Source organism: Enterococcus sp. DIV0176 (genome assembly GCF_050528535.1).
GTDB classification, from domain to species: Bacteria; Bacillota; Bacilli; order Lactobacillales; family Enterococcaceae; genus Enterococcus_B; species Enterococcus_B thailandicus.
This window is the reverse complement of sequence record NZ_CP172879.1, coordinates 1,595,635-1,621,402: the sequence shown is the minus strand read 5'-3', so window position 1 is coordinate 1,621,402 and position 25,768 is coordinate 1,595,635. Positions and strand designations below refer to the sequence as shown.

Genomic DNA, 25,768 nt, shown 5'->3' with positions numbered 1-25,768 from the left:
ATCAATAAAACAATAAAAAAAGAAGCTGGGGTCAAGAGGGACCCCAACTTCGTTTCTTATTTCCTACATACTAATAAACCAATAACCAATTAAAATAATTCCTAGAATAATTCGATACCAACCAAAAGCAGTAAAGTCATTTTTCTTCAAGTAACTTAATAAGAATTTGATTGCTAAAATAGAAACAATGAATGAAACAAGTGTTCCGACTAGTAAAACGACGGTTTCTTCAGTTCCAAAAGTATTTCCTTCCATCAAATACTTCACGATTTTCAACCCGCTAGCTCCAAACATCACTGGAATGCCTAAAAAGAATGAAAATTCAGTTGCAACAAAACGTGAAGCACCAATAATGATTGCACCTAAAATTGTTGCGCCTGAACGAGAAGTCCCAGGAACAAGTGCCAACACTTGGAATAAACCAACCATCAAAGCGGCTTGATAAGTAAAATCGTTTAATGATTCCCAGCGTGGTTTTCTTGTTTTGTTTCTTTTTTCAACGATGATAAATGCAATCCCATAAATAATCAAAACAATAGCGACTGACAAGAAGTTATGAAAATGTTCCTCCAGCCAATCATCAAGTGGTAATCCAATAATTACAGCTGGTAGACAAGCAACCACCACTTTGAACCATAAAGACCAAGTATCTTTTTTCTCAATTGCTGTTTTACTAGGTGAGAACGGGTTTAGCTTATGAAAATAAAGAACTACGACGGCTAGAATCGCACCTAATTGGATGACCACGTTGAACATTGACATGAATTGTGTGCTAGCATCCAGTTTGATGAATTCGTCAGCTAAAATCAAATGGCCAGTGCTACTAATAGGTAACCACTCGGTAATGCCTTCGATGATTCCCAAAATAACTGCTTTAATAACATTTGCAAAAAACATAAATTCCTTCCTTTCCAAACAAAATACATGTTATAGTATACCGTTCTTTTTTTTGAAAACCAAACTGTTTTAAAATATTAAGAAAAAATTTCTAAAGTTCCTTTCAACGCAAAAAAACAACTACGTCAAGAAAGTCAACGTAGTTGTTTTTTCGAGTATTTTTGATTATAGAAAAGAATCACGAGTAAGTTCTTTTCCTTTTTCAATATAGCTAACATTATTGATCCCTAAAATAGTAAATTTTCCATCTTGATAAGAAACCTTTGTCACGCTACCATTTTGCAAACCAGCACGTACAGGTTGTTTTTCATCAATCAAATTTAGTAAGAAGGCAATCGTTAAACCATGTGAAACGACTAGAACATTTCCGCCACCGTGTTTCTCGCAGTGATGTGCGATATCTTCGAAGCCATTCCAGACACGTTCTTTCAGTGTTTGATAAGTTTCAGCCCAGCCTGCAGTATCTAAATCATAGACAGCATTTGCAATCTGTTCAAAGGTCACATCAGTGGTAAACATTTCATCAGGTGTTTGAAAATTCAAGACACGAGGGATGACACCCCACATTTCTTTATCATAGCCACCTTCAAGTGAACCAAAACACCATTCACGAATTCTTGGGTCGATTGAATATGGAATTTCTTTTCCTTTTAAATGCTCCCCTAAAATCGTACGAGCAGTCTCGATTGCGCGACCGCTATCACTTGAATGAGCAAAAGCAAATTCAATTTCTTTTAATCCACGTCCCAGATGACGTATACCTTCTTTTCCTTCACGTGTGAGTGGCGTATCACACCAACCTTGGACACGCTCGATCGTATTAAACATGGTCTTTCCATGTCTGACAATATAAAGAGTTGTTTCAGTCATTTGAACATTCCTCCTAAAATAGATTATGCATTGAAAAATGGATTTGTTTGTTTTTCATGTTCGATGGTAGTCGCGTCACCATGCCCGGGATAGACCGCGAATTCATTTGGTAAAATAAATAATTGCGTTTTGATACTATCTAGTAATTGTTCTAAATTACCAGTATACAAGTCTGTTCGTCCAATACTTCCCCGGAATAATGCATCACCAGAGACGACAAAGTCATCAAAAATAAAACTGACACTTCCAATTGAATGTCCGGGGGTAGGTACGACCCGAAAATGAATGTCACCGAGTGTATATTCTTTCATTTCAAATTCGTATTCAGCAGGGGCAACGATAATATTATTGATGTCATCGTGACGACCAAGCCCAGAAAGGTTGAGGATCGGATCGCCTAACCAAGATTGTTCTAGTGGGCTGACATAAACAGGGATATCATAAAAATGACGTAGTTCTTCCACGGCACCAATATGATCATAATGCGCGTGTGTCAACAGAATAGCTACAGGTTGCTGAGTGGTTTTAGCGATTTGCTGACGAATCAAATCAGCGTCTTCTCCGGGATCGATAATTAGTAGTGCCTCGTCGTTATAAACTAAGTAACAATTTTCTTCGATAGGCCCAGTTTTTAGACGTTCAATGTGCATAAGAATTCCTCCAATATGTTTTCAAGCAAGTCAAATTACTTACTATAGTATAACGTATTCATCCTGATCAAACAAAAAAGCTCACTTATCTGAATTATCAGACTATATGAAAAGTATTTATAGATTTTAAACGGAAGGATAGTGAGTTTTCATCACATTTTAATTTGTCCTTGTTATATTTAACTCATCCAAAAATCCAAATTCTATATCCTATATCCCTGCCCATCCAGCAGGGTGTTTTTTTTTTGCCAAAAAACGAAAAAATGTTCGTTTATTGTATTTCATCCTTTGCGAATGAGTTTTTTTCAGGTAATCTTATAGACGAAAGAAGGAGGCGGATGTGGTGAAACAATCAAAAATCTCTGTGCGAAATCTTGTTGAATTTATTTTGAAAAGAGGAAGCATTGATAATCGCAAAAAGAGTAACCATACCGCATTAGAAGGTGCAAAAATTCACCGGAAGTTGCAAAAGCAAGGTGGAGATACTTATGAAAAAGAAGTATTTCTTAAGAAAACGGTGGATTTAGACGGTTACCAATTAACGATTGAAGGCAGAGCAGATGGAATTTTTCAAAAAGAAGGTATTTATTATATCGACGAAATCAAGACTTCTGAACCACGCTTTGAAGATTTGGAGAAAGAACAAGTTGAATTGTTCTTTCATCAAGCACGAGTGTATGCTTATATCTATAGTCATGAGCACGACTTGACAGAAATCAATTTACAATTAACTTATTTTCAAACAACGGAAGAAATTATTACTCGGAAAATCGAGCATCAAACGATTGAAGAGTTAGATACTTTTTTTACAAAATTAGTAGCGGATTATCAAGAATGGCTGATTTTTTCTGAGAATTGGCGGACTGTTCGGAATGCGTCGTTGATGGCATTGAAATTTCCTTATGAACAGTACCGAAAAGGACAACGTGAACTTGCAGTTGCGGCTTATAAAACGATCCGGACAAAACAAAAACTTTTTGTCGAAGCGCCCACAGGAACAGGAAAAACGATTTCAACGTTGTTTCCGAGTCTGAAAGCAATTGGCGAAGGTGAAGGAGAACGACTTTTTTATTTAACAGCCAAAACAATCACGCGGCAAGTGGCGGAAGATGCTTTAGTTGCCTTGAAAGATGTTGGAGCACAAGCAAAAAGTGTAACGATTACTGCAAAAGATAAAATTTGTTTTCTAACAGAAACAACGTGTAATCCAGACCAGTGTCCTTATGCCAATGGTTACTATAATCGGATCAATGAAGGTTTATGGGATCTACTGAATCACGAAAATCAGCTGACCAGAGAAGTGATTGAAAAATATGCAAAAAAACATACTCTGTGTCCGTTTGAATTGTCTTTGGATGCAAGTCTTTGGTGCGATGTGATTATTGGTGATTACAATTATTTGTTTGATCCAACTGTTTATTTGCGACGATTTTTTGAAGAAGAAAAAAATGAAGAGAACCTTTTTCTGATTGATGAAGCGCATAATCTGGTGGGGCGTTCAAGAGAGATGTATTCAGCAGAAATCTCTTATGCAAAAACAAAAAAAATAAAAAAAGAGATTCCAAAAGAATACGCAAAGTTACGACGACGTTTTACAAAAGTAGAAAAGGAATTCAAGCAAATTGAACAAGCGTTAGATACCAAAACATATCATCATCAAAAAGCTTCTGCAGATTCATTGACCAATGCGTTGTATCAAGTCAGTGAACATATCAAAGAATGGCTAGCTGAATATCCAGAGCATCCAGTGCAAGAACAGTTATTATCCTATTATTTTGAGGTGTTGCATTTTTTGAAAATCAGTGAGTTTTATGACGATCATTATGAAACAACAGTTGAGAAGAGTTTGTATGATTTGGTAGTGAAAGAATTTTGTATCGATCCAAGTTATTTTCTTGAACAGTCATTAGCAAAAGGACGAAGTAGCTTGTTGTTTTCTGCTAGTTTTTCTCCGTTATCTTACTATCAAGAAACATTGGGTGGAAAAGATAGTTTGGCATATCGTTTGCCAAGCCCATTTCCAGAAGAAAATCAGCAAGTGATTGTTGCAAGTTATCTTGAAACCACTTATCGAAAACGAGAAACAAGCTTGCCGGCATTAGTTGAAACGATTGCACATTTCACGCAGGGAAAAACAGGAAACTATTTTGTTTTCTTTCCTTCTTATAGCTATCTAGATCAAGTAGTAACGGTTTTTAAAGAACAGTATCCTGAGGTGGAAGTACTAATTCAAGAAACAAAGATGGATGAGAACGAGCGCGAAACATTTTTATTGAATTTTCAGGAAAATCCTCAGGAAACCTTGATTGCATTTTGTGTATTGGGTGGTATTTTCTCAGAAGGCATTGATTTAAAAGGAACGCGCCTGATTGGTAGTATGATTGTTGGCGTTGGGTTACCTCAAATGAATCACGAACAAGAATTGATTAAAGAATACTATGACGAAAAAGAGCAGTTGGGATTTGCTTACGCGTATCAATTACCAGGAATGAATAAAGTATTGCAAGCTGCTGGTCGAGTGATTCGAGAGATGACCGATCAAGGAATTATTTTATTAGCAGATCGGCGTTTTGCTAGCCCACAGTATAGTCAACTGTTTCCTAAACATTGGCAAAATGCTGCAAAGGTCCAAACTTTAAGCGGGCTTGATGAAACGGTAAACCAATTTTGGCAACGAACGACAAAATAAACATCAAAGAAGGAGCCCAGGACAAAACGCCAGTTGTTCTTAACACATTTTTCAATTAAAAAAAGCCTAAAATCAACGTTTTCAAAAACGAATTTTAGGCTTTTTCTCTATTTAGGCTACTTTTGTTCCAGCCTCTTTTTTGTTAGTGAAGAAAATCAATCTTTGCGTTAGTTCATCGAAAGGAAGTGAAGCTAAGCTTCTGTGGCAACTCTTGCAAGTAACTCAAAATATGTGTTTGCAAGGGCTGTTTTTTTGTTTGTTGACGCTAGGCGCTTTGCGACATGATCTAATACGCGGTGTTCCCCAAGCAACTCCTCGAAATAATTCATAACTGACCAAAAATATGAAAAGCAATTTTTGTTAGTTGCTCATTATTTTTTCAGAGTTGACCGCTTGGAGCCACAACCTTTAACGATAGTTAGTAAATTGCAACTCAATCGGCAAATCAAGTTTTCTTAATAAAGAAATTACTTCTTGCAAATCATCACGGCTTTTACCCGTCACACGAATTTGATCTTCTTGAATTTGTGCTTTTACTTTTAACTTGGCATTTTTAATTGCGGTAGTAATTTTCTTAGCATTTTCCCGGTCAATTCCACTAACTAAATCAGCATTTTGCTTAGCTTTTCCACCAAGTGCGTGTTCAGAATCAGAAAAATGAATGTTTTTAATTGGAACACCACGCTTAATCAATTTACTTAATAAAACATCTTTGATCTGTTCTAATTTAAAATCGTCATTACCTAAAACAACTAAACGATTTTGCTCTAATTTGATTTCAACGGTTGAACCTTTAAAATCAAAACGATTAGTTAATTCTTTGGTTGTTTGTTGAATGGCATTTTTTACTTCTTCCATATTGACCTCGGAAACGATATCGAAACTTGCATCTTTTGCCATGGATAATCCTCCTTATTGCTACAATTAGTTTTCTTTATTGTAGCATAGTGCCACATTTATAAAGTAGCCTTTGTTAAAATTCTTCTCATTTATCTAACAGGTGTTTTATTTTAATTAAGAAACTGTTATTCTTACATTTGAAATAAGGTGTAGAGGAGAGGTGCTCGTGAGCAAAGTGATGACTGTCTATCAAAAAAATGAAATGCTGAAGAAATTAGTGGTGATTTTGATAACCGGAGTAACAGCAGCTGTTGCTTTGAACTATTTTTTGATCCCGGCAAATGTTTTTTCTGCGGGGATGAATGGGATTGCACAAATCATCGCTTCTTTGTTGTATGAGTGGTTTCATATCCAAGCTGATACCGGAATCTTTATCTTCATACTAAATATTCCTGTGTTTATTTTAGGTTTTTTAAAAGTTGGTAAAGGATCTACGATTTTAAGTTTTATCAATGTTCTGGGTGTGTCGTTGATGACAACCATTATGCCAGTGGGACACGTAACAGATAATATTTTGATGAATGCTTTAGTTGGAGGCGTTTTGCTTGGGGTTGGCGCAGGACTTTCTCTTAAAATGGGGTTTACGACTGGTGGAATGGATATCATTTCTTTAGTTCTATCGCAAACAACGGGGAAGACTGTTGGTAATTATATGTTTATCTTAAATGGTATCATTGTTGTCATTGCTGGCTTCTTTTTCAATTGGGAGAGTGCGTTATATACAATTATTTCAATTTATGCTTTGACACAAGTCGTTGACGCGATTCACACAAGTCACCAGAAAGTAACGGCGATGATTGTAACGGTCAAACCAGACCAAGTAACCGAAGAGTTAATGAAAAATATGGTACGCGGACTCACTTTATTACCATCAGTTGGCGGTTATTCAAAAAAAGATGGCAAAATGATTATGATGGTAATTACACGTTATGAGTTATACGATTTAGATCAAATCGTTCATGAGGTCGATGAAGATGCCTTTATTAATATTTTGCCAACACAATCTGTTTTTGGTCGTTTTGCAAACGAGCAAGAACAAAAGACGTATCGTTCAACCGGTGTCTTGCCGGAACCTAAAAAGAAACAAAATCGTAAAAAAAGATAAGTAGTTAATAATAACTTTAATATAATAACTTGGTAATTAAAAAAATTCTTAGCTAAACGAGAACATAGCATCGCAATTCTCATTTACAAATAATTAAAAAGAGAGTATGATAAACGAAAATCAGATGAAGGAGTGTCGACTATGACAGAAGCAAACCAAGACTGGTCTGCACAAGAAACAGAAGCAATCAAGGAACGAATTCTTTCTGCACTAGAAACGGTTATCGACCCTGAATTGGGAATCGACATCGTGAACCTAGGCTTAATTTATGATATTGAATTCAACCCAGAAGATGGCGACACAGTAATTAAAATGACGTTAACAACGATGGGCTGCCCGCTAGCAGATATCCTAACAGACTCCATTCACGATGCTTTGCGTGAAGTCGAAGAAGTGAAGAAAGTCGAAGTGAAACTTGTTTGGTATCCAGCGTGGACGACCGATAAAATGAGTCGTTATGCACGGATTGCACTAGGAATCAGATAAAGAAAAAGTACGCGCTTTTTCGTAAATAAACTCGCAAATAGAACTCCTCTACTCGCCTCAATAAGAAAGCTAGTAGAGGAGTTATTTATACCCAAATTGGTAAAAAATGTTAGCATCAGAGACAAAGCTGAAATGGAAGGATTTAAAAAATTGATCAAAAAAATAGAAAAGATAACGGAAAAAGAGCTACAAGAAATTATCAGTATATGGTTAGAGAGTAACATCCAAACGCATCACTATATTGAGAAAAGCTATTGGGAAAAAAATCTTCCTGTGGTCGAAAAAGAATTGCCTAAAGCAGAACTTTTTGTCGATCAGATAGATGACAAAATTGTTGGTTTTATAGGAATTATGGATGGCTACATTGCAGGTGTTTTTGTGGAAGAAGCCTATCGAAATCAACAAATAGGGAAAAAACTTTTAAAAAAAGCAATGGAATTGAATGATCGGCTATCTTTAAATGTTTATGAAAAAAATAAACACGCAATTGATTTTTATCTAAAGCTAGGTTTTAAAAAGGCTCACATGAACATCGATGAAGAAACCGCTGAAAAAGAATTAGTTATGGTGTGGGAAGCAAATTGAGTAGTCAGATTGGATGATTTTCTGTCTAGTTAACTTTTTCATTAGTAAAACTTCGATAACTGTAACCTCAAAAACGAGAGTAGGACAACACTAAAAATCTAGTCGTTTTTAATCCATTTTTCAATAAAAAAAGCCTAAAATCAACGTTTTCAAAAACGAATTTTAGGCTTTTTTTCTGGTTAGGCTAGTTTTGTCCTAGCCCCTATTTTAGTGTCGTTTTTTCAATATTGTTAATAAATAAGTTATTCCAGTTGCTAAAAATACCATGAGACCTGCAAACAAGAATAAAAAGCCAATTGGAATCAAAAAGAAATTTTCGTGTAAGATACCGGATGAGTCGATATACTCGACTGAGTGTCCTTTGATGAAAAAGCAAGCAAAACCAAAGAGTAATAAGAAAGTTCCGATGAGAGTAGTAAATAAGTTGAACTTCGCTCTTTTTGTTTCACTGCCATCGTTGATAAGTTTTTCAGTCAGATTGTTCATGTTTGTTCCTCCTAAAATCAATTCATCAAGTGAAAGGTGAAAGAGATCTGCAATCATAATCAACAGTTCTAAATCAGGAAGATTTCGATCGTTTTCCCAGTTCGAAACAGCTTGCCTTGTCACGTTTAGTTGTTGGGCAAACTGCTCTTGTGTTAATGCATTTTGTTTACGAATTTCTTTTATTTTTTGTCCGAATTCCATGAGTGATTTCCTTTCATTGATGTGCTTTTAGCATAAGAAAATTCTTTGATAGATTCAAGAAAGCGTAGCTTGCTAACTGATAAACCAAGGGAAAGATATGCTTGCGGTAATTTTTGTGTTGCTTTTCATCTTTTTAATGTCTTTGTACTGTATTATAGGATAACTAGATAATAAAGAAAAAGAAGATTTTTTAGTATGCAAATGAATGAAAGCATGACACTTATTTTCTTTTAGATGAGAAATAAGATTAAATATATTTTCATAAATAACAGTTGTATAAGGAATAAATTAGAAAATCGGACTATACCTTGAAACATTTTATTCATATGGTACCCTTGAGAGCAGAAAAGGGGTTTATATATGAAAATCAGTAGTTTATTGTTTGCATCATCATTACTAATTGGTCCATTGGCAAGTCTCGGAACGGTTTTTAATCAACCGACACAAGCAGAGACGGCAAGTAGTTATGTTTCTAACTGGGCGCAGTCAACATACGGAAATGTTAATAACATCAAATTTACAGGAGATTTTTCTGACTATAATTCTGGTGAAAAAAAATTAGCGGTGGGCGAAACAATTAACATCAGCGCATCAATCAGTTTTTCGGGTGATAAGGAAGCGATTGAGCAAGCAATAGTTGAGTTTGAAAATGTAAATCCTAACTTGACGATTAACTATAACAATGATTTAGAAATTACTGGAAATAGTGGTACGTTTAGTTTTTCCGTTACGTTAAACACGTATTCTAGTAATCCTTGCTTATTTACTATCAAAATTCAAGACGGTGTACCAGGAGACAGCAATCATTTAACGCCATACTCTCAAACCGAAATGATTATTGCTGGAGAAAATTCAGATTCAAGTAGCACGACGGACTCAAGCAGTACAACGGATTCAAGTAGTACGACGGATTCAAGTAGTACGACGGACTCAAGTAGTACGACGGATTCAAGTAGTACGACGGATTCAAGTAGTACGACAGATTCAAGTAGCACGACGGACTCAAGTAGCACGACGGACTCAAGTAGTACGACAGATTCAAGCAGTACAACAGATTCAAGTAGCACGACGGACTCAAGTAGTACAACAGACTTAAGCAGTACAACAGATTCAAGTAGCACGACAGACTTAAGCAGTACAACAGATTCAAGTAGCACGACAGACTCAAGCAGTACAACAGACTTAAGCAGTATGACAGATTCAAGTAGTACAACAGATTCAAGCAGTACAACAGATTCAAGTAGCACGACAGACTCAAGCAGTACAACGGATTCAAGTAGTACGACGGACTCAAACAGTACAACAGACTCAAGCAGTACAACAGATTCAAGTAGCACGACAGACTCAAGCAGTACGACGGATTCAAGCAGTACAACGGTTCCTATGGGTAGTATTTCTGACACAAGTAACTCGGTAGTGGGAACAACTCACTCAGAAATAAATAAAAACTATGCATCTACTACATCAAATAGTAGTTTTAAAGAATCTAAAAATAAATTTCCTAAAACGAATGATGATTCTAAACCGGTGATTGCGTGGGCAGGAGTTGTTACGATTGTACTTGTATTAAGTACTTTCTGGTATCGTAAATATAAAAAAACGAATCAACAATGATTCATTTCAAATAGGTAGCAACAAGACGTAGATAAATGTTGTGACTCAAAAAGTTAAACTTTTATAGAGTGGAGAAATCCGCTCTTTTTTTATACTGTAAAATAAGGATTAATCAACTGCTTGAGCTGGAATTGAACGGTCAAAACGTTTTTGCCAGTACAGATAGGTCACCCTAGTGAAGTTTATGAATGCAAGAGGCTCAACTAATTTGAATGACTTTCGGAGGCTGCTGATCATTCATATGACTGATTCTTTCGTCTTTGTTGGGCTTTCTAGTTTTCACAGTTTCTTTCATTCTTTTAAAAGGCATTCTCAATCTGAAGCAAACAAACTTGTTTTCTAATTCTTTGATAGGATTGCTTGCTTCAGGTGTTTCTTTGACTAGATAAATAGTCATGAACAATTTCAAATTTCAATTCAAAACTGCATTTTCTCATACAAAAAAACCTCCAAAAGTTCGATCAGAAAACGGACTTTTGGAGGTCACTTCAGTTTGTTGCAGTCTTTTTGGCTAAAACCATAGAGGAAGGAGCATGGCACTCAGAGCAATCCCTTGGTAGATTTCTGCGTCATGTTTTAATTGATAATACAAGTTTATGACTGCTTCTGGAAATGGTTGTTTAGTTTCAAGATAACTTAGCGTGATTGCATGGCAAAGCTTTGTAGCAACTAACTTTGTATTTTCAGTTTTTTCTAACTCTTGCGCTGCACTAAAAATCATCTCTTTGATTTTAGGCATTTGCGCCACTTTTTCATCTGAGTAAGCTGCACTCAACTGGTTCATCATGATTACGAATTTGCTTTCAGACATAGAATCATCTCCTTGTGCTTAATTTAGCACGTTTATTTAAGGAAATCAAAAGACAAGCAACGACCTTAGTGTAAAGTGACTGACTATTTCTGGTTCAATGAATTTATTTTTTTTTGCTTTCAATAAAGCTTCGTTGGGCTTTATTAGTTTTGTAAATGTATATTTTATGGAAGAAAAAAGTTATTATTTGTCCGCGCATTGTTGTTTTTTATTTAGAAAATGAAAAGCGCGGTGAGTTCCTTGTTTGAGATGACGTGTTGGTGATTAAGCAAGAGGTAGAGATTCTGCAAAGGACATCTCGTTCCGATACCTAGGTAAAATCTGATTGGAAATGGTTTGTGTTCGTTTGCTAATATAATTTATGTTCCAAGGCGTACTACGCAAAAAACGAAAATTTATTTGGAACAAAGCGTTATGTTTGAAAATGATGCTATTTTTCTGACATGGACATTGCATAAACCGTTTTAGGTAACCCTCGTGTAAGTAAAAGATAGAAATTGCTATTTTTTACTTTATCTAAAATTGATTTTGTAGTGGCTGTTTTAGTAAGAAATAGCTTTGTTTTAAAAATATAAAATAGGGGAGATACAAAAATGGTAAAGAAATTACTAGTTAGTACATTAATTTTAGGTGGGGTTGTTTTGGCTCCAATTACGGCAAGTGCCTGGGAAGCAGGAGAAACAGATCCCAATGAAGCTGGTGGACAAACGATCAAAGGTCAAGAATCTGGAAATGTAGCTGTTAATGGTTGGATTGGTGCATGGGATTTATCAAATCCAGAATCTCCAGATCCAACTGATCCGGAAGATCCAACAGTCATTGACGTCACAATTCCAACAACTGTTTTATATGCGAATAGCGTAGATGATGCTGGAAAACCTACATCAACAATTATTTCACCAATCTATAAGTTAACAAATAACTCAACATCAAATGATGTAAAAGTTTCTGTTGAAAAATTTAGTTCAAAAAATGCAATTGATGTGAAACAAGATTTATCAGTTGTGGCGACAGGTGAAGCAGCAGTTGCTTTACAAACCAAAGCAGGTCAAATGCTTAATGCAAGAACAAAGTTGGTAACTGTTCCTAAAACATCAACGAAAAATTTTGAATTCACAGGAAACATTGATCAAAGTGCATTCCCAACGGGTGATACTGATGCAGCATTGAGACCTACATATGACATGTCTCTACACTTTACAGCAGTAAAATAAGCAAATAAAGAGCTTTAAAGTAAAGGAGGGAGATTGACTAATCTTTCTCCTTTTCTGGGTTTTGACATAGGGGGATAACAAAAGATGGTGGAACAAAGAGCAAAAGAAAATAAGAAGAAAAAAAGACGATTATTGATTTTATTACTGTTGTTGCTTGTTGCATTAGGATCATTTTTTTCATTTTACTTTTTCAGAGAAACGCCGAAAGTTATCAGCGGGTTGCCAGACGTTGAACAAAATTTAGAAAAAATGACAGATGAAGAAATGCTAAAGTTCATGCAAACAAAAGTCGACAAAGACAATTTTACTATCAACCTGAAACATGAGATTGCAGTTTCAAAAGAAACGAATGTTGCTCAAATCGCGGTGAAAAACAAACCGACGAATGCTTACAGCATCCAAGTGGCATATTTGCTGAAAGAAGGAAATGAACAGGTTTACAAATCTGGACTGATACCTGCAAATCGCCAATTAATGGAAGCCAAGCTAGCAAAAGATTTGTCAAAGGGTAGTCATGAAGTAACGATTGTTTATACGATCTATGATGACGAAAAGGAAATCAATCAATCGACAATTGATGGTGTTCTATATGTCAGCTAGTAAAGGGGGCACTGCTATGTATGAAGGACGGTGGAGAAGGGCTGAGCAAAAAAGGATGAAACAAGAATGAAAAATAGACAAAAGATGATCATTTGGCTGATGTTAATAGCACTGCTACTTTCAGAAATTACTCATTTAGTGAGTATTAGTAATCAGGTTGTATGGGCACAAGAAGAAAGTGAAACGCTTAAATCAACTGAAAAGCAAGAAAAGACGACGTTAACTGAAACTAGTGTGAATCAAATACAATCTGGAAAAACAACCGAAACAAGTCAAACTCAAGCACAAATTAGTCCTCAACAAGAAGAAAATGAAGTTTCATCAAAAACACAAACATCCACTGAGAAAAAGGTGGCTGAAAGTTCAACAAAAGAGGAAGCTGCATCACAGACATTGAAAACGAGTATCCAACCACAGGCTGGAAATGTTGATGATAACCCTGGTGCCAAGGTAGCTTATAATAAAGCAGTTGCATATTGGATTGGAGAAATATACGCCAGATTGAAAGCAGCACCCAAACTTGGAAATTATACCGGAGCTACATCAATCCTTGAATTTGAGCTTCCAGTTGAGAATGCACCTGTAACATCTGCAACTAGTGGTCTGTATAAATGGGACTATGCGACAAGTATATATTTTGACAATATGGCATTTTTAGGAGGTGACGGTATTGCCTTCACTGGATCAGCCTCCGTATCAACAAAGAATGGTAAAAAATTCAATAGGTTTTATCTTGTGATAAAGCGAACGAAACCTGGTTCAAATATTACGCTTCCTTCTATAAACTTGAGATATCATGGAGAGCTAAGAGCGGATGAATATATAAAAGCGCTTGGTGTTGGGAACTATGTTTGGAACAAAGTTGATTATTTTGAGAAAGGTACCGTTAGTCTAGGTATGACAGGATTGGTTTGTAACCTTGAGAGTGTAGATATGCCTAGTAAATATTCTTGGTTCTATGATGAGTGGAGAAAAGTATCTGTCCGGAAAATAGCAAGTAACCTGTCTGACGCATTGAAATCCAATTACAGTAAACTGGGAAAAAACGTGAATAATACTGTAAATTTTACAGTTGAAAGTAAAGTGAGTGAACAATATGCAGGGCAGGTCAATTTTACAGGAGACTATTTCTCTGACCTGTCTCAGTTTAAAGTTGATTTATCCAGTAACTTTTCTAACTATGTTCAACTTGAGAAGACGGGTTCAACTGGTACAAAGATAAATTATCGAATGAAGCGAGTCAAAGCAGGTAATTTTTCAGGTGACTGTTCTGTAACAATTAATACACGTCATGATGCTGAAGGGCGTACAATATCGATTTATGATGGAGGTCTTTTGTATTGGGCACTCCCTATGAGTAATATTCCATTAGATTCGGCTTCAGCAAGTTTCAACATAAATGATGACCGACAAATCTGGGCAGATGTGGTTGAACAAACGATCGAGCTTGGAACATGGTCAGGTGAAATCCCTGCTGTTTCAAAAATGATTACTAACGTACGTTTAGAAGACGGAACAGCAATCAATTCTTCCGACTACACAGCGGAGATTACCTCAGTTCCCAGCTTTGATAACATGGCAGTTACAAATAAAATTAGTGTGAAAATTACACGTAAGTCAAGTGGCGTCACTACTTATGTACAGGTACCTGTTAAAATGACTTGGGGAAATACCATTCAACTTCGAGGGTATGATAATGGTACAAGTGGTGCATATACACTTCATAAAGTAGGCAACTCTTATTATATTCGCTCTAGCTTTGGAGAAAACAAAAATTATAGAAGTAACGGTATCCATGAGTATCGTAAAGGAATGACCTATCAGTCAATTACGTTACTAAGAGGGACCGGAAGAATCGATCAATTAAGTAGCACGTATTATATGGGTTTCAACGGTGAGGTCACTACTGATAAGGTAGTAAGTAGTTTTGGAACGAGCGGGCAACAATTTGTTCGACTGGGGGATGTTGTCCAAATATGGCATAAGGAACAGTGGCGAAATTCTTACATTAAGAATGGTAGCAATACTCAATATTCTGACATGCATGAAGGAAGTGTCTATTTTGCAGTAACAGCTGATGGCTTTGTTCCCTATCGTTTGAATCGGTTGAAACCAAAAGAAACAGCAATCACGACCAAAACCACCAATGCAGAGTTAGATAAACAAGCAGGTAATTTGATTGACTTTCTTGGGATGAGTGGAAATGGATTGAAAGTTTCTAAGATCACTGAGTATCCTGACCGGTCCAAAGCGGGAACGGCAAAAGGAAAAGTCTTAGTGGAAGAAACAATCGCTGGTGTAAAATTAAATTATGAGTATGAAGTTAATTTTAATGTTTTGGATGGCTTAGAAGTGAGCGCAAAAACAATCGCTGACATCTCATTAGGTACAACATTATCAAATAATGCAAAAGACTATGTGAATGTAAAATCTACACCAGAAGCCGAAGATAAATTGGTTTTTGAATGGATTAGTGATCCGATTAGTGCTTCGACAGTGGGAACACATCAAGCAAAGGTTCGTGTGACGAGTCCAACATATCAAGTATCTAAAGAGATAACTATAGACTACAAGGTTTTATATGGAAATAGTATCGTGTTAGGCGAGCCATCGATGATTGCCCTTAGTTTACTGGATAAAGCAGGGAACCCTAATTTAGTAACGACTGGTCTGAACACAAGTACTAATCTTTCGATGAGACCAAATATCAAAGCGTATCGTAAAAACATAGATCAAAAACTGTTCGAATTGAAAACAGATACGGTTTACCAAACGTCGAAGGAATTAGCAAGCAGTTGGAGCAAAGAACTTCAAACAACAAGCCTAATATACGGTGATGTACTCTCCATTGAAAGTTTTCATCAAAATGATCCAGCGCTTTCATTAAATGGTGCACAAACTTATGTGAGTCGAAATGAACAATTAGTGAAAGAAGCCGAAGGCTATCCAAAAGCACTGTATGAAGTAACCACTGGAGGGTATTCATTACTCAATATCAATCGTTTGACTCCGAGTAATCAAGAAGTGACTCAAGGAATGACACACGAGGCACTCGATCAACGTATCAGCGATTTTCTCTCAACAGAAAGTTTCAATAATGTGAAGGTAAAAGAATTTGTTTCGTATCCAGATACATCAAAACTTGGCACAACAAGTGCCGTAATTAAAGTAGAAGAAACGTTACAAAGTGGAGGAACTTTTGAATTTAATTACACGGTACCATTTACAATTGTAAAAACGCTGGAAGTGAGCGCAAAAACAATCGCTGATATCTCATTAGGTACAACATTATCAAATAATGCAAAAGACTATGTGAATGTAAAATCTACACCAGAAGCCGAAGATAAATTGGTCTTTGAATGGATTAGTGATCCGATTAGTGCTTCGACAGTGGGAACACATCAAGCAAAGGTTCGCGTAACCAGCCAAAGCTTCAATCAGTCAGTTGATGTCGTGATTAATTACAAAGTATTGTATAGCAATAGTATCGTAATGGGGACTGATCCGTTAGTAGCACTTAGCTTATTGGACGATGGGGGAGTACCCAAGCTAGTTGCAACACCAGGAACGGCAAAAAATGAATTGACATTGCGTCCGCTATTGAATGTTTATCGTGGCTCAATGACGAATGTGCTCGTTTCACTAAAAACAAATACGGTTTATCAAACGCCGGATCAGTTAGCAACCACCTGGAATGGATTGGTTGGGTCAGCAGTAATCGAGTATGGTGATGTGATAACAGCTTCGGGTACTAAGAAAGATGATCCATCTTGGCAATTAAGTGGTTCGGAAACATATACGAGTCGAAACGAATTATTAGTGAAAGAAGCTGAAGGACAGACAGAAGCTTTCTATGAATTGACACCAAATGGTTATTCTTTATTACATGTTAATTGGTTGAAACCACAAGTGCAAGAAATTGAACAAGGGACGACAGAAGCAGAGTTGGACCAACGAATCAATGAATTTCTTTCAACAGAAAACTATAATGAACTGTCAGTGAAAGAATTCGAAATGTATCCAGATACATCAAAACTTGGTGGAAGCATGGCTGTAATCAGCGTTGTCGAAACGTTGAAGAGCGGGAAAACATTTGCATATAGCCACACGGTACCATTTATCGTCAAAGCACCGAAGTTAACGCTGGCTGCAGATCTAACTGTTGAAAACCTGTCAAGAAGTGAGGAAGAAACCAATGTTGGTGATGAATTACTTTATGTTTACACGCTAACGAATAATAGCTCCGTTGCGTCACTTAAGTCAGGAAATCTTTCAATTGAGTTACCAGATGGATTGGAAGTCGTGACACGAAGTGAACAAAATGTGAGTATTGATGAGCTAGCACCTGGTAAAACTTTTACTTATCAAGTAAAAGTAAAAGTGACAGATGCTGCGTTGAATCAAAATCCAGTAGTTAAAGTAACAGGAAAAGCAACAAATCAAAGTTCAGTCGAGCAGGATATTCCAGAAGTAGCAGTTGATGTTCCTGGGGGAATTGTTAACGAAATTGATACTTCGGAAATCAACCTAACGATACCAACAAAAATGAATTTTGGTTCAGACGAAGAAAAAATCATTTCACCTGTTTACAAAATGGAAAACAATTCAACTGTCCCTGTCGAAGTATCTGTTGAACAATTTACACCAGATACAGAACTAAAAGACAAGAATTTATTACTGAAAATTGTTGCTGATGGACAACCTGTGACTCTTTACGAAAATAATCAAGAAATCAACCGAGCACATCTATTGCTAACTTTAGATGCTCAAGAAATCAAACAAGTTTCATTTGAAGGTTCTGTTAATAAACAAACGGATGTATCGAAATCATCTTCTAACATGCGGTTGAGATTTAAATCAACTAAATAAATCCTAATGAAAAGATTTTGGAGAATCAAATTACTTGTTAAAATGGATAATTAGGTAACTGGGACAGCTTTTAGTCCCAGTTTTTTTTGTGAAAAATGATGGAAGAGTTATAGAAATGAGGAATTAGTGAAAAAATGTACAAAACTATTGAAAACGGTTGATTTAACTGTAAAGTAGTAAAAAGGAGAAGAAAAGTTTAAAGGAGCGATTTTTGTGTATTCACCAAGTGAAATTTTAGCAATCAGCATTGAGAATGGTCAGAAAAAAATTGAAAAAACATGGATAGCCAAATGGATTTTAGGCTTCATTGGAGGCGCGATGATTTCTTTAGGTTATCTAGCATATATTCGAGTATCGGCTTCGATTCCAGCAGATTTAGCCAGTGTTCAGGCGTTAGTTGGCGCATCTGTTTTCCCAATTGGATTAATTGTGATCTTATTGGCCGGGGGAGAATTGATTACTGGGAACATGATGGCTGTGAGCACAGCATGGATGGCAAAGAAAGTTTCTTTTAAAGAACTTTTACTAAACTGGTTAACGATTACATTAGCAAACTTATTGGGTGCTTTTTTTGTTGCTTATGCTTTCGGACATGTGTTGGGTTTAACGCATAGTGGCGTGTATTTAGACCAAGTGCTGTCATTAGCAGAACATAAGGTCAATGTTTCGTGGGAACAAGCAGTCATTTCTGGTATTGGTTGTAACTGGTTTGTTGGACTTGCTTTATGGTTATGCTATGGTGCGAAAGATGCTGCTGGAAAAATTTTAGGTATTTGGTTTCCCGTGATGATCTTCGTTGCGATTGGTTTTCAGCATAGTGTGGCAAATGCATTTGTTATTCCTGCGGCCATTTTTGAAGGCTCATTAAGTTGGGGAGAATTCTTTAGAAATTTCTTGTTAGTGTACGTAGGAAACATTCTTGGTGGTGGCGTTTTTGTTTCAGGATTTTATTATTTAAGTTATAAAGGTCACTAAGAAAAACAATTGAAAAACGATTCAACTAACCGTTCATTTTAGAAATGAACGGTTTTTTTAGTTTGTCTATTTGTTTTTTAATAAGTAAGCATAACTTTTGCAAAAAAAAATTGAAAGTAATAGTCTGGAATTAAGATAAATTAGAAAAACATAAAAAGAGAACGCTTTAATTGTGAGCGAATTGCCATAAAAATGTTGTTATATTCGCTGAATGGCTAGATTTTATTTAGTAAATAATTGGCAAATTGCCATTGTTTAAAAAATTTTAGGAGGTGGAAAATGAATAAAGGGGTTAAAGTGATTGGAATCATCGGAAGTTTGGTTATCCTTTCAATCTCGTTGACGGTTGCATTGATTTATTCACTGTATCAGTTGCCAACTTTCTTAGAGAATGTTCGATACTTTATTGTTACTAGTTTTTACTTTCAACAATATATCTTTTGGGTTGCCATTGTATTTAGTATTCTTGTTGCCATATTTATTCTATTCATCCTTTTTTATCCAAAAACCAAGACAACCTTTGTCTTGAAGCGAGAACATGGAACTTTAGCTGTCGATAAAAAAGCGATTGAAGGATTAGTTCGAACGAAATTACAGGCAGAAGAATTTATTCATTCCCCTAGAATTGTGGTTCGTGCAACAAAAAATCAAATCAAAATCAAAGTGAAGGGTGAATTGAAGCGAACTTCTTCGTTAATTGGGCAAACAGACCAGTTGATGAAGGAGATCGAAGCAGAAGTCAAACGATTGTTAGGGGTAAATGAACCTGTTCAAGTGGTAGTCACTTATCAGCAATTTCAAAAAGCAGCAAAAGAAAACAAGCACTCTCGAGTAGAGTAGGAGGGCAAAAAATGAATCAATTCTTTTCAACATACAAGCTCCCTATTATCTTTGGGGGTCTTGGGCTCATTTTAGCGATTTTGTGGTTAACTGTAGGATTTTTTAAAACCTTGCTCATTTTGATTTTAACCGCAATCGGTATCGCAATTGGTTTTTATCTTAAAGAAACACATCTTTTAGATGATTATTTTAAATTTTAGGAGGAATGGATAATGGCACACAACGAATTCAAACCTGCAACAGAACAAAAAAATACAAAGGGGATTGATCAAATGAATGGAGAACTAACTTTTGAAGACAAAGTGATTCAAAAAATTATTGGAATTGCTTTAGAAGATGTGGATGGCTTGCTAACTGTGGATGGCGGATTTTTCTCCAATATTGCTGAAAAATTAGTGAATACAGATAATGTAACAGCAGGAATCGACACAGAAGTTGGTAAAAAACAAGTAGCTGTTGATATGGATGTTGTTGTTGAATACGGCAAGGACATTGAAGGTATCTACGAACAAATGAAAGAGTTAATTGGTCGTGAAGTGAAAAATATGACTCACTTAGATGTGATTGAAGTTAATGTGAACGTCGTTGACATCAAAACACGCGAAGAATACGCAAAAGAAAGTGAAACAGTTCAAGATAAAGTAACGGACGCAGCAAAATCAACTGGTGAGTTTGCTTCAAAACAAACCTCTAAAGCGAAAAAAGCTGTCGACAAAGGAACGCAACGTGTGAAAGAAAACACTGAACCTCGTGTGGAATAATAAAATAATTTAAACTTGTAAAATTTGAAAAGGAGTGAGTGACATGGGCTTTATTTGGTCATTAATTGTTGGTGGTATCATCGGAGCTGTGGCAGGTGCAATTACGAAGAAAGGTTCTTCAATGGGAATTATTGCAAATATTGCTGCAGGTTTAGTTGGTTCTGCATTAGGACAATGGCTACTAGGAAGCTGGGGACCAAGTTTGGCAGGAATGGCAATCATTCCGTCAATTGTTGGTGCAGTGATCTTAGTGCTAATCGTTTCATTCTTTGTCCGTAAAATGGATTAAGTTTGGCTGAAATAGTTTATCTAAAGTGAATTGAAAAAAGGTCTGGAAGAATTCTTCCAGACCTTTTTTAATTACTAATTAAATTGAATTTTAGTACCAGCCGTTTGCTAACCAGAATGATTGAGCAGCTTCCCAAGAACCATAACGTGAAGAAACATAAGCGTCTGCTACACGTTCTTGATTGGCAGCTGAGTAGTCACCGTTCAAGTATGATGAATCTAATTGGTAACGACCGATGTAGCGACCGTTAGTTGCTGTATAAGAACCGCTTGATTCTCTTTGTGCGATCCATTCTTTTGCAGAGTTAGAAGTAGTAGCTACTGCTTCTGTTGTTTCAACTGCTGGAGTTGCTTGAACTGTTTCTTGAACAGGTGCTTGAGCAACTTCTTGTGTTGTTTCTTGTTGAACAGGTTCAGCTTGAACTGCTTCTGTTTGAGGTGCAACATCTGTTGTTGAGCCTTGCTCTGAGGTTGGAATAGTTAATGTTTGACCTGCAAAAATCAGATTGATATCTGAAATTGAATTAGATTGAGCAATATGGTTAATCAAGGAGTTATCGCCAACATATTTTTGTGAAATAGTTGATAATGAATCGCCTGATTGAACAGTGTACGCTTCGTCTGCGTGTGTTGTTGTTCCCATAAATAATGCAGCGCCGGCAGCCAGAGTTGTTCCTAATAGTACAGTTTTAAGTGATTTCATATAATATATATTCTCCTTCGAATCATAAAAGTTTTTGTTAAGTGTTTTTCAACATGGACATACTTTATCATGTGAAAAGATTTCATAGGTGAAAGATTGATGACACTTTGTAACAGAATCAGGTTTTTTGTAACAAAAATATTATCAAAAAATGTGGGTAAAATGAAAAAAAGCACATAAAGTAATCACATCAATGATTGTTAAGGGTGAAAAATGAGAAAGTATGTTCTGTTTTTTGCGCGTAAAAGCAAAAAAAATTTCGTATTTAAAGGAATTTTTGAAGAAATAGTGCATATATTTTTGAATTTAAGTAGGTGATGATACAATAAAAGAAAAGGGAGGCGGTTTCAATGACTATCAGTTATCAAAACATCTTGGTTGCTGTTGATGGATCAAAACAATCAGAAAAAGCTTTTTCTGAAGCAATGGCAATTGCCAAACAAAATCATGCAAGTTTATATATTGTTTCGATTATTAATGAAGTTGAATTAACCCATAGTGCTTACGCATTTTCAAAAATTTATGCAGAGGAAAAAGAAGCAATTGAATTGGAAATGTTGAAAAAAATCAATGATGCAAAGGAATATGGTATTGATTCGATCCATGCCGTCGTTGAGACTGGTGATCCGCGTGAGTTGATTGGAGTCGATATTCCTAATAAGGAACAAATTGATTTGATTGTGATGGGGGCAACGGGTAAAGGAGCAATTCAGCAAGCATTAGTCGGTTCGACAACTTCATATATAGTGACACATGCCCCATGTAATGTTTTAGTAGTAAAATAAGGAAAGTTGGTGTATAAAATGGTTCAACCACAAGATGTATCGGCTCCTAAAGAAAAAATCAAAGTGTTGTCAATTATTGAGGATGGCACGAAGACCAAGAAAGGCTACTCGACAGCATTTGTAAAATGGAAAGAGAAGAAGACGATTGCTGTTCGATGGGATGGGGATAATCGGCTAGATAAAGGGTTTCCTGTGACAACAAACGGCTATCATCCATCATGGTTTATTTTGCCTGAGCGACTAGCATCGCTTTACAGTCAAGATTTCGTGCATACACAACAAGCTCTGGATGATCTAGAAGAATTTTTACAAAAAAGGGAAGATTTAAATGAGTAAATCTTTTTTCTTCTATAGTATAGAAGAAAGTTGAAAACATGGGTTGTAGGAAATAATGCAACTCATGTTTTTTGTGTACAAAAACCAGCTAAGAAGAATTAGCTGGTTGAAGAGTTTCAAACGAACGCATAACAAATGTGAGTTTTGAAAGAGATAACGTTAGTTTTGTTTATTATATAAGATGAATAACCACACAATCAGCAAAATAACTGAAATCGTAAGCCCAAAGACATACTTGGTTAGCAAAGAGGTAGTCTCCCAATGACGAATAGTAAAAATTTGATAAGTGAAATAAGCACTAGGGAGAGAAGCAATTAAAACGGAAACTTTTTTTCTCGTCCAGTGAATATAATAGAATGTAATCAAAGCCATAATAAAAAAAGGTATATAAAAGAATAATTGACCCAAGATCAGCATGGGGCGCCTCCTATATTAAAATAAGTCCATGTTACAAAATAACATGTTAAGTTGATTGGTGCAAGCACATTTGTGATAAGTACGCAATTAATCTGCTGATTGATTTTGATTGTCTCACAAATTCCTGATATAATCAGACCTGAAAGAGAGGATGAAAATTTTCATGGACCATGTGATATTAGAGATTGACTTACATTTAGTGAACAATATTCGAGTGATTTATTATGTTGTCAGCAACAGTGTAGAAAAGCGGGTGTTGACGAATAAAATCAATGGTATTTTAAGCAAAAAAGAGGTTCACCGTTTTAATAATGGCGAAGAAGAATTTTATAGTATTCCGGTTGAAAAAATCATCTACACAACAGTAAAAGTTAGAAAAGATTTGGATACGAAAAAAATCTATGAACCAGTTTTTACTACGTATTAACAATGGAGGAAGAAAAAATGAATCCATATGATGAACAAATCCAAGCATTGATTGCTGGAAAAATCGAAAAAATCGAGGTCAAGCATGATGAGGTAATGACCTTCCGGGAAGCTTGGTTAAAGTTGGAAGACCGCAAATATGTGGTTGGAAAAGCATCCTTGAACGGAAATGTTACCTATCACTATGATCCAACACGTTTATATTAGTTTTTGACAAAAAAGCTAGATTAAGAGCGTTGACTAGGGAAAAATAAGCCCAATGAATCTAAAGTGATAGCAAAATAAAAATTATTTAGCCGTCTTGTTTGAAGAAATAAACCTATTGCAGGAAAAATTACCGTTTTCCAAAATAAGCATCATTAGGATAGCTAAACCAGCTAGCTTGTAGATAACTGTTTAGAAAAGCAAGATCCAGAAGAAGGTATGAAAACCTGAGGTGGTTATTTAACTGTTATTAGTTTAACAACAAAAGAAAGTTACTCAGAAAAACACTAGCATAATAAATAGACTGGGCAAAAACTAAAAACCAGTCGTTCTTAACACATTTTCAATTTAAAAAACGCCTAAAATCAACGTTTTCAAAAACGAATTTTAGGCGTTTTTCTATTTAGGCTACTTTTGTCTCAACCCATGTTTATGGATAGCTAGTTGTAGCTGAGTGTTATGTGTTACAATTTTTGATAACATTATTTGTGTTATTTCCATGGTGGTTTACTCGGTAAGAAATCTCTGTTTCATAACAATATGAGAAGTTATTTTTAGAAAGGATTCCTTATTCCTTAAAGCTTAACGCTTGGAGCCACAAGCTTTATTTAAACAGATTCTTGATTTTATCAGTGATTCCATCAACATCAATATCTTTCAAAAGGTGTTTTGCTTGCTCAACATAGCTACCAAGCTCATCTTTATGATCTTCGACAAATTGTTTTGCTTCGTCCAAGTTTCCTTCATTAATCATTTCTTTTACTTTTGCGATTAGTTCATCTTTATTCATTTTTACCCCATCCTTTATAGTTATTAAAAGTTATTAAAAAGTAACGAATAACAATATAAAATGCTATTATGCTCATGTTCAGATTACTTTTACATTCATAGTTTACCAGATAACGAGTGTTTTTTGAATAATAGTTGTTATGAAATTTGATTGCATTGCTAAAGTATGAGGGAAAACTCATTCCCTGGTCGGAGGTTTCTACCTTCTGTTTCTAGTTATAATAAGTGCAACATCATAGGAGGTAGGAAAATGAAAGTAGTTAAATTTTTTGTAGGAATTATTCTGATTGGCGGGTTAAGTTTGTTTGGATTAAAAATGTATACAGCAAATCAACACAGTGAATTTGCTGGTATAATGGACCAACTAAATCCTTTGGTAACAGAAGGAGAAGTTTATGTAAAAACGAAAAAGCCGGACGCTGTCAATAGTTACGGAACAGCAACTTATATCCAGGAAGCGGTAGATAAAAATGGAAAAAAACGGACAGTTGAGTTTAATGGGATTGGTGTATTAAAGGAAGAACGTTATTTGAAATTAACGAATAAAGGCGCACATGTCGAAACGTACGAAGAAGTCGACAAAAACGAAGTTCCTGAAAAAGCATTAGCACTTATTGGATAATCAAGATAAAAGCATAATAAAAAAAGGAGTTGTGACGATTGTCGCAACTCCTTTTTGAAATGATAAGAAAACGTGAACCCAAATTGGGATGGTAGGGTTCGAACCTGCAATTGCTTGATTCAGAGTCAAGTGCCTTACCAGTTTGGCTACATCCCAATGACTCAATGCAAGTTTATGTTAGCACTTATTTATAAAAACGCAACTAATTTATCTTGCCTGTTATTTGTTTTTTTTGATTCGCTCGATTCGACGTTCGATTTTTCTAACCAGACCAGAAGGTAGACCTGTAACTTCAGCAACGGAAATAGTTGACGAGAGAAGTTTTAATTCAAGTTGTAGTTCATTTTTCAAGTGATAGATATTTGCTAAACGCTCAACATATTCAAAGTGAGTATATTCGGTTTGTAAAATCAAAAACTTTAGGATATCAATCGCTTTTTCCAAATCTTGCTCGGCGTAATACGCTAAAGCTTGACGATATAATTTGATTTCTAATTGGTTTAAAGAGGAAGGACGGTGGCGGTTTGTCCATTCGTTGACGGAAACTTTTCCCTGAACATTGCCAGAATCATCACGTACAAAAATGATTGGAATTTCATTTGGATTCGGTTTTTTTTGATTGAATCTTTCCATGATGATGCCTCC

28 protein-coding genes and 1 tRNA gene are annotated in these 25,768 nt (G+C 35.8%); 18 read left to right on the top strand and 11 right to left on the bottom strand.

What is annotated here, in order from left to right; genetic code table 11:
* Window positions 1-63: 63 nt before the first annotated feature.
* The 3 genes from IGJ66_RS07530 to IGJ66_RS07520 all read right to left on the bottom strand — a co-directional run bounded on the left by IGJ66_RS07530 (window position 64) and on the right by IGJ66_RS07520 (window position 2,417).
* Window positions 64-897 carry an undecaprenyl-diphosphate phosphatase gene (locus IGJ66_RS07530; protein ID WP_067481296.1) on the bottom strand — a complete coding sequence of 278 codons (834 nt, stop codon included), beginning with the start codon at window positions 895-897 and terminating at the stop codon, window positions 64-66.
* 165 nt (window positions 898-1,062) lie between these two features.
* Window positions 1,063-1,767: a histidine phosphatase family protein gene (locus IGJ66_RS07525; RefSeq protein WP_430616450.1), complete on the bottom strand. Its 705-nt coding sequence runs from the start codon at window positions 1,765-1,767 to the stop codon at window positions 1,063-1,065.
* Window positions 1,768-1,790: 23 nt separating this feature from the next.
* Window positions 1,791-2,417, bottom strand: a complete 627-nt coding sequence (locus IGJ66_RS07520; protein ID WP_430616449.1) for an MBL fold metallo-hydrolase — start codon at window positions 2,415-2,417, stop codon at window positions 1,791-1,793.
* 340 nt (window positions 2,418-2,757) lie between these two features.
* Here IGJ66_RS07520 and IGJ66_RS07515 point away from each other — a divergent pair, with 340 nt between their 5' ends.
* Complete coding sequence (locus IGJ66_RS07515) at window positions 2,758-5,106, top strand: ATP-dependent DNA helicase (RefSeq protein WP_071869211.1); 2,349 nt, start codon at window positions 2,758-2,760, stop codon at window positions 5,104-5,106.
* A gap of 408 nt (window positions 5,107-5,514) precedes the next feature.
* Here IGJ66_RS07515 and IGJ66_RS07510 read toward each other — a convergent pair whose 3' ends face one another.
* Window positions 5,515-6,006, bottom strand: coding sequence for a YajQ family cyclic di-GMP-binding protein (locus tag IGJ66_RS07510; RefSeq protein WP_430616448.1), 492 nt, complete (start codon window positions 6,004-6,006; stop codon window positions 5,515-5,517).
* 178 nt (window positions 6,007-6,184) lie between these two features.
* Here IGJ66_RS07510 and IGJ66_RS07505 point away from each other — a divergent pair, with 178 nt between their 5' ends.
* From IGJ66_RS07505 to IGJ66_RS07495, 3 genes are all read left to right on the top strand, one after another.
* Window positions 6,185-7,111 carry a YitT family protein gene (locus IGJ66_RS07505; RefSeq protein WP_067481354.1) on the top strand — a complete coding sequence of 309 codons (927 nt, stop codon included), beginning with the start codon at window positions 6,185-6,187 and terminating at the stop codon, window positions 7,109-7,111.
* Between the two features lie 141 nt (window positions 7,112-7,252).
* Complete coding sequence (locus IGJ66_RS07500; RefSeq protein ID WP_067481306.1) at window positions 7,253-7,597, top strand: metal-sulfur cluster assembly factor; 345 nt, start codon at window positions 7,253-7,255, stop codon at window positions 7,595-7,597.
* Window positions 7,598-7,693: 96 nt separating this feature from the next.
* Window positions 7,694-8,182, top strand: a complete 489-nt coding sequence (locus tag IGJ66_RS07495; RefSeq protein WP_430616447.1) for a GNAT family N-acetyltransferase — start codon at window positions 7,694-7,696, stop codon at window positions 8,180-8,182.
* 207 nt (window positions 8,183-8,389) lie between these two features.
* Here the strand turns inward: IGJ66_RS07495 and IGJ66_RS07490 are convergent, their stop codons facing one another.
* Window positions 8,390-8,869 (bottom strand): DUF3955 domain-containing protein, encoded by a 480-nt coding sequence (locus IGJ66_RS07490; RefSeq protein ID WP_075492250.1) that lies wholly within the window; start codon window positions 8,867-8,869, stop codon window positions 8,390-8,392.
* Window positions 8,870-9,229: 360 nt separating this feature from the next.
* Between IGJ66_RS07490 and IGJ66_RS07485 the strand changes: the two genes are divergently transcribed.
* Entirely contained in the window at window positions 9,230-10,483 is a 1,254-nt protein-coding gene (locus IGJ66_RS07485) for an LPXTG cell wall anchor domain-containing protein (protein ID WP_430616446.1), read from the top strand.
* 511 nt (window positions 10,484-10,994) lie between these two features.
* Here IGJ66_RS07485 and IGJ66_RS07480 read toward each other — a convergent pair.
* Complete coding sequence (locus IGJ66_RS07480) at window positions 10,995-11,294, bottom strand: bacteriocin immunity protein (protein ID WP_413127029.1); 300 nt, start codon at window positions 11,292-11,294, stop codon at window positions 10,995-10,997.
* Window positions 11,295-11,887: 593 nt separating this feature from the next.
* Here IGJ66_RS07480 and IGJ66_RS07475 point away from each other — a divergent pair.
* The 8 genes from IGJ66_RS07475 to IGJ66_RS07440 all read left to right on the top strand — a co-directional run bounded on the left by IGJ66_RS07475 (window position 11,888) and on the right by IGJ66_RS07440 (window position 20,842).
* A complete protein-coding gene (locus tag IGJ66_RS07475; protein ID WP_430616445.1) occupies window positions 11,888-12,508 on the top strand; it encodes a hypothetical protein in 621 nt (206 codons plus the stop codon).
* An 84-nt stretch (window positions 12,509-12,592) separates the two neighbouring features.
* Window positions 12,593-13,108 carry a hypothetical protein gene (locus IGJ66_RS07470; protein WP_430616444.1) on the top strand — a complete coding sequence of 172 codons (516 nt, stop codon included), beginning with the start codon at window positions 12,593-12,595 and terminating at the stop codon, window positions 13,106-13,108.
* 66 nt (window positions 13,109-13,174) lie between these two features.
* Window positions 13,175-17,977: a hypothetical protein gene (locus IGJ66_RS07465; RefSeq protein ID WP_430616443.1), complete on the top strand. Its 4,803-nt coding sequence runs from the start codon at window positions 13,175-13,177 to the stop codon at window positions 17,975-17,977.
* Window positions 17,978-18,190: 213 nt separating this feature from the next.
* The gene (locus IGJ66_RS07460; RefSeq protein ID WP_067481312.1) at window positions 18,191-18,952 is read left to right on the top strand and encodes a formate/nitrite transporter family protein; all 762 of its coding nucleotides are present in this window, start codon (window positions 18,191-18,193) and stop codon (window positions 18,950-18,952) included.
* 279 nt (window positions 18,953-19,231) lie between these two features.
* Window positions 19,232-19,792, top strand: coding sequence for an alkaline shock response membrane anchor protein AmaP (gene amaP, locus IGJ66_RS07455; protein ID WP_430616442.1), 561 nt, complete (start codon window positions 19,232-19,234; stop codon window positions 19,790-19,792).
* Between the two features lie 11 nt (window positions 19,793-19,803).
* Window positions 19,804-19,992, top strand: coding sequence for a DUF2273 domain-containing protein (locus IGJ66_RS07450; protein ID WP_075492220.1), 189 nt, complete (start codon window positions 19,804-19,806; stop codon window positions 19,990-19,992).
* Window positions 19,993-20,004: 12 nt separating this feature from the next.
* The gene (locus IGJ66_RS07445; RefSeq protein WP_082904057.1) at window positions 20,005-20,553 is read left to right on the top strand and encodes an Asp23/Gls24 family envelope stress response protein; all 549 of its coding nucleotides are present in this window, start codon (window positions 20,005-20,007) and stop codon (window positions 20,551-20,553) included.
* A gap of 43 nt (window positions 20,554-20,596) precedes the next feature.
* A complete protein-coding gene (locus IGJ66_RS07440) occupies window positions 20,597-20,842 on the top strand; it encodes a GlsB/YeaQ/YmgE family stress response membrane protein (protein WP_067481318.1) in 246 nt (81 codons plus the stop codon).
* Window positions 20,843-20,932: 90 nt separating this feature from the next.
* Here the strand turns inward: IGJ66_RS07440 and IGJ66_RS07435 are convergent, their stop codons facing one another.
* Window positions 20,933-21,544, bottom strand: coding sequence for a LysM peptidoglycan-binding domain-containing protein (locus IGJ66_RS07435; RefSeq protein WP_071869456.1), 612 nt, complete (start codon window positions 21,542-21,544; stop codon window positions 20,933-20,935).
* 350 nt (window positions 21,545-21,894) lie between these two features.
* Here IGJ66_RS07435 and IGJ66_RS07430 point away from each other — a divergent pair, with 350 nt between their 5' ends.
* On the top strand, window positions 21,895-22,329 hold the full coding sequence (locus IGJ66_RS07430) for a universal stress protein (protein ID WP_067482415.1): 435 nt from the start codon (window positions 21,895-21,897) through the stop codon (window positions 22,327-22,329).
* Window positions 22,330-22,347: 18 nt separating this feature from the next.
* Complete coding sequence (locus IGJ66_RS07425; RefSeq protein ID WP_067482413.1) at window positions 22,348-22,665, top strand: hypothetical protein; 318 nt, start codon at window positions 22,348-22,350, stop codon at window positions 22,663-22,665.
* A 159-nt stretch (window positions 22,666-22,824) separates the two neighbouring features.
* Here IGJ66_RS07425 and IGJ66_RS07420 read toward each other — a convergent pair whose 3' ends face one another.
* Window positions 22,825-23,082, bottom strand: coding sequence for a glucose uptake protein (locus tag IGJ66_RS07420; RefSeq protein ID WP_067482411.1), 258 nt, complete (start codon window positions 23,080-23,082; stop codon window positions 22,825-22,827).
* A 163-nt stretch (window positions 23,083-23,245) separates the two neighbouring features.
* Here IGJ66_RS07420 and IGJ66_RS07415 point away from each other — a divergent pair, with 163 nt between their 5' ends.
* Both IGJ66_RS07415 and IGJ66_RS07410 read left to right on the top strand, forming a co-directional pair.
* Window positions 23,246-23,509: a hypothetical protein gene (locus tag IGJ66_RS07415; RefSeq protein WP_067482409.1), complete on the top strand. Its 264-nt coding sequence runs from the start codon at window positions 23,246-23,248 to the stop codon at window positions 23,507-23,509.
* A 17-nt stretch (window positions 23,510-23,526) separates the two neighbouring features.
* Window positions 23,527-23,715 (top strand): hypothetical protein, encoded by a 189-nt coding sequence (locus tag IGJ66_RS07410; RefSeq protein ID WP_067482407.1) that lies wholly within the window; start codon window positions 23,527-23,529, stop codon window positions 23,713-23,715.
* Window positions 23,716-24,316: 601 nt separating this feature from the next.
* On the opposite strand, the gene IGJ66_RS07405 is transcribed toward IGJ66_RS07410, so the two are convergent.
* Entirely contained in the window at window positions 24,317-24,502 is a 186-nt protein-coding gene (locus IGJ66_RS07405; protein ID WP_067482405.1) for a hypothetical protein, read from the bottom strand.
* Between the two features lie 249 nt (window positions 24,503-24,751).
* Between IGJ66_RS07405 and IGJ66_RS07400 the strand changes: the two genes are divergently transcribed.
* Complete coding sequence (locus IGJ66_RS07400) at window positions 24,752-25,123, top strand: YxeA family protein (protein ID WP_067482404.1); 372 nt, start codon at window positions 24,752-24,754, stop codon at window positions 25,121-25,123.
* 83 nt (window positions 25,124-25,206) lie between these two features.
* Here the strand turns inward: IGJ66_RS07400 and IGJ66_RS07395 are convergent.
* Together IGJ66_RS07395 and IGJ66_RS07390 are read right to left on the bottom strand one after the other, a co-directional pair.
* A tRNA-Gln gene (locus tag IGJ66_RS07395) sits at window positions 25,207-25,279 on the bottom strand.
* Between the two features lie 63 nt (window positions 25,280-25,342).
* Window positions 25,343-25,756: a hypothetical protein gene (locus tag IGJ66_RS07390; RefSeq protein WP_067482402.1), complete on the bottom strand. Its 414-nt coding sequence runs from the start codon at window positions 25,754-25,756 to the stop codon at window positions 25,343-25,345.
* Window positions 25,757-25,768: the final 12 nt, after the last annotated feature.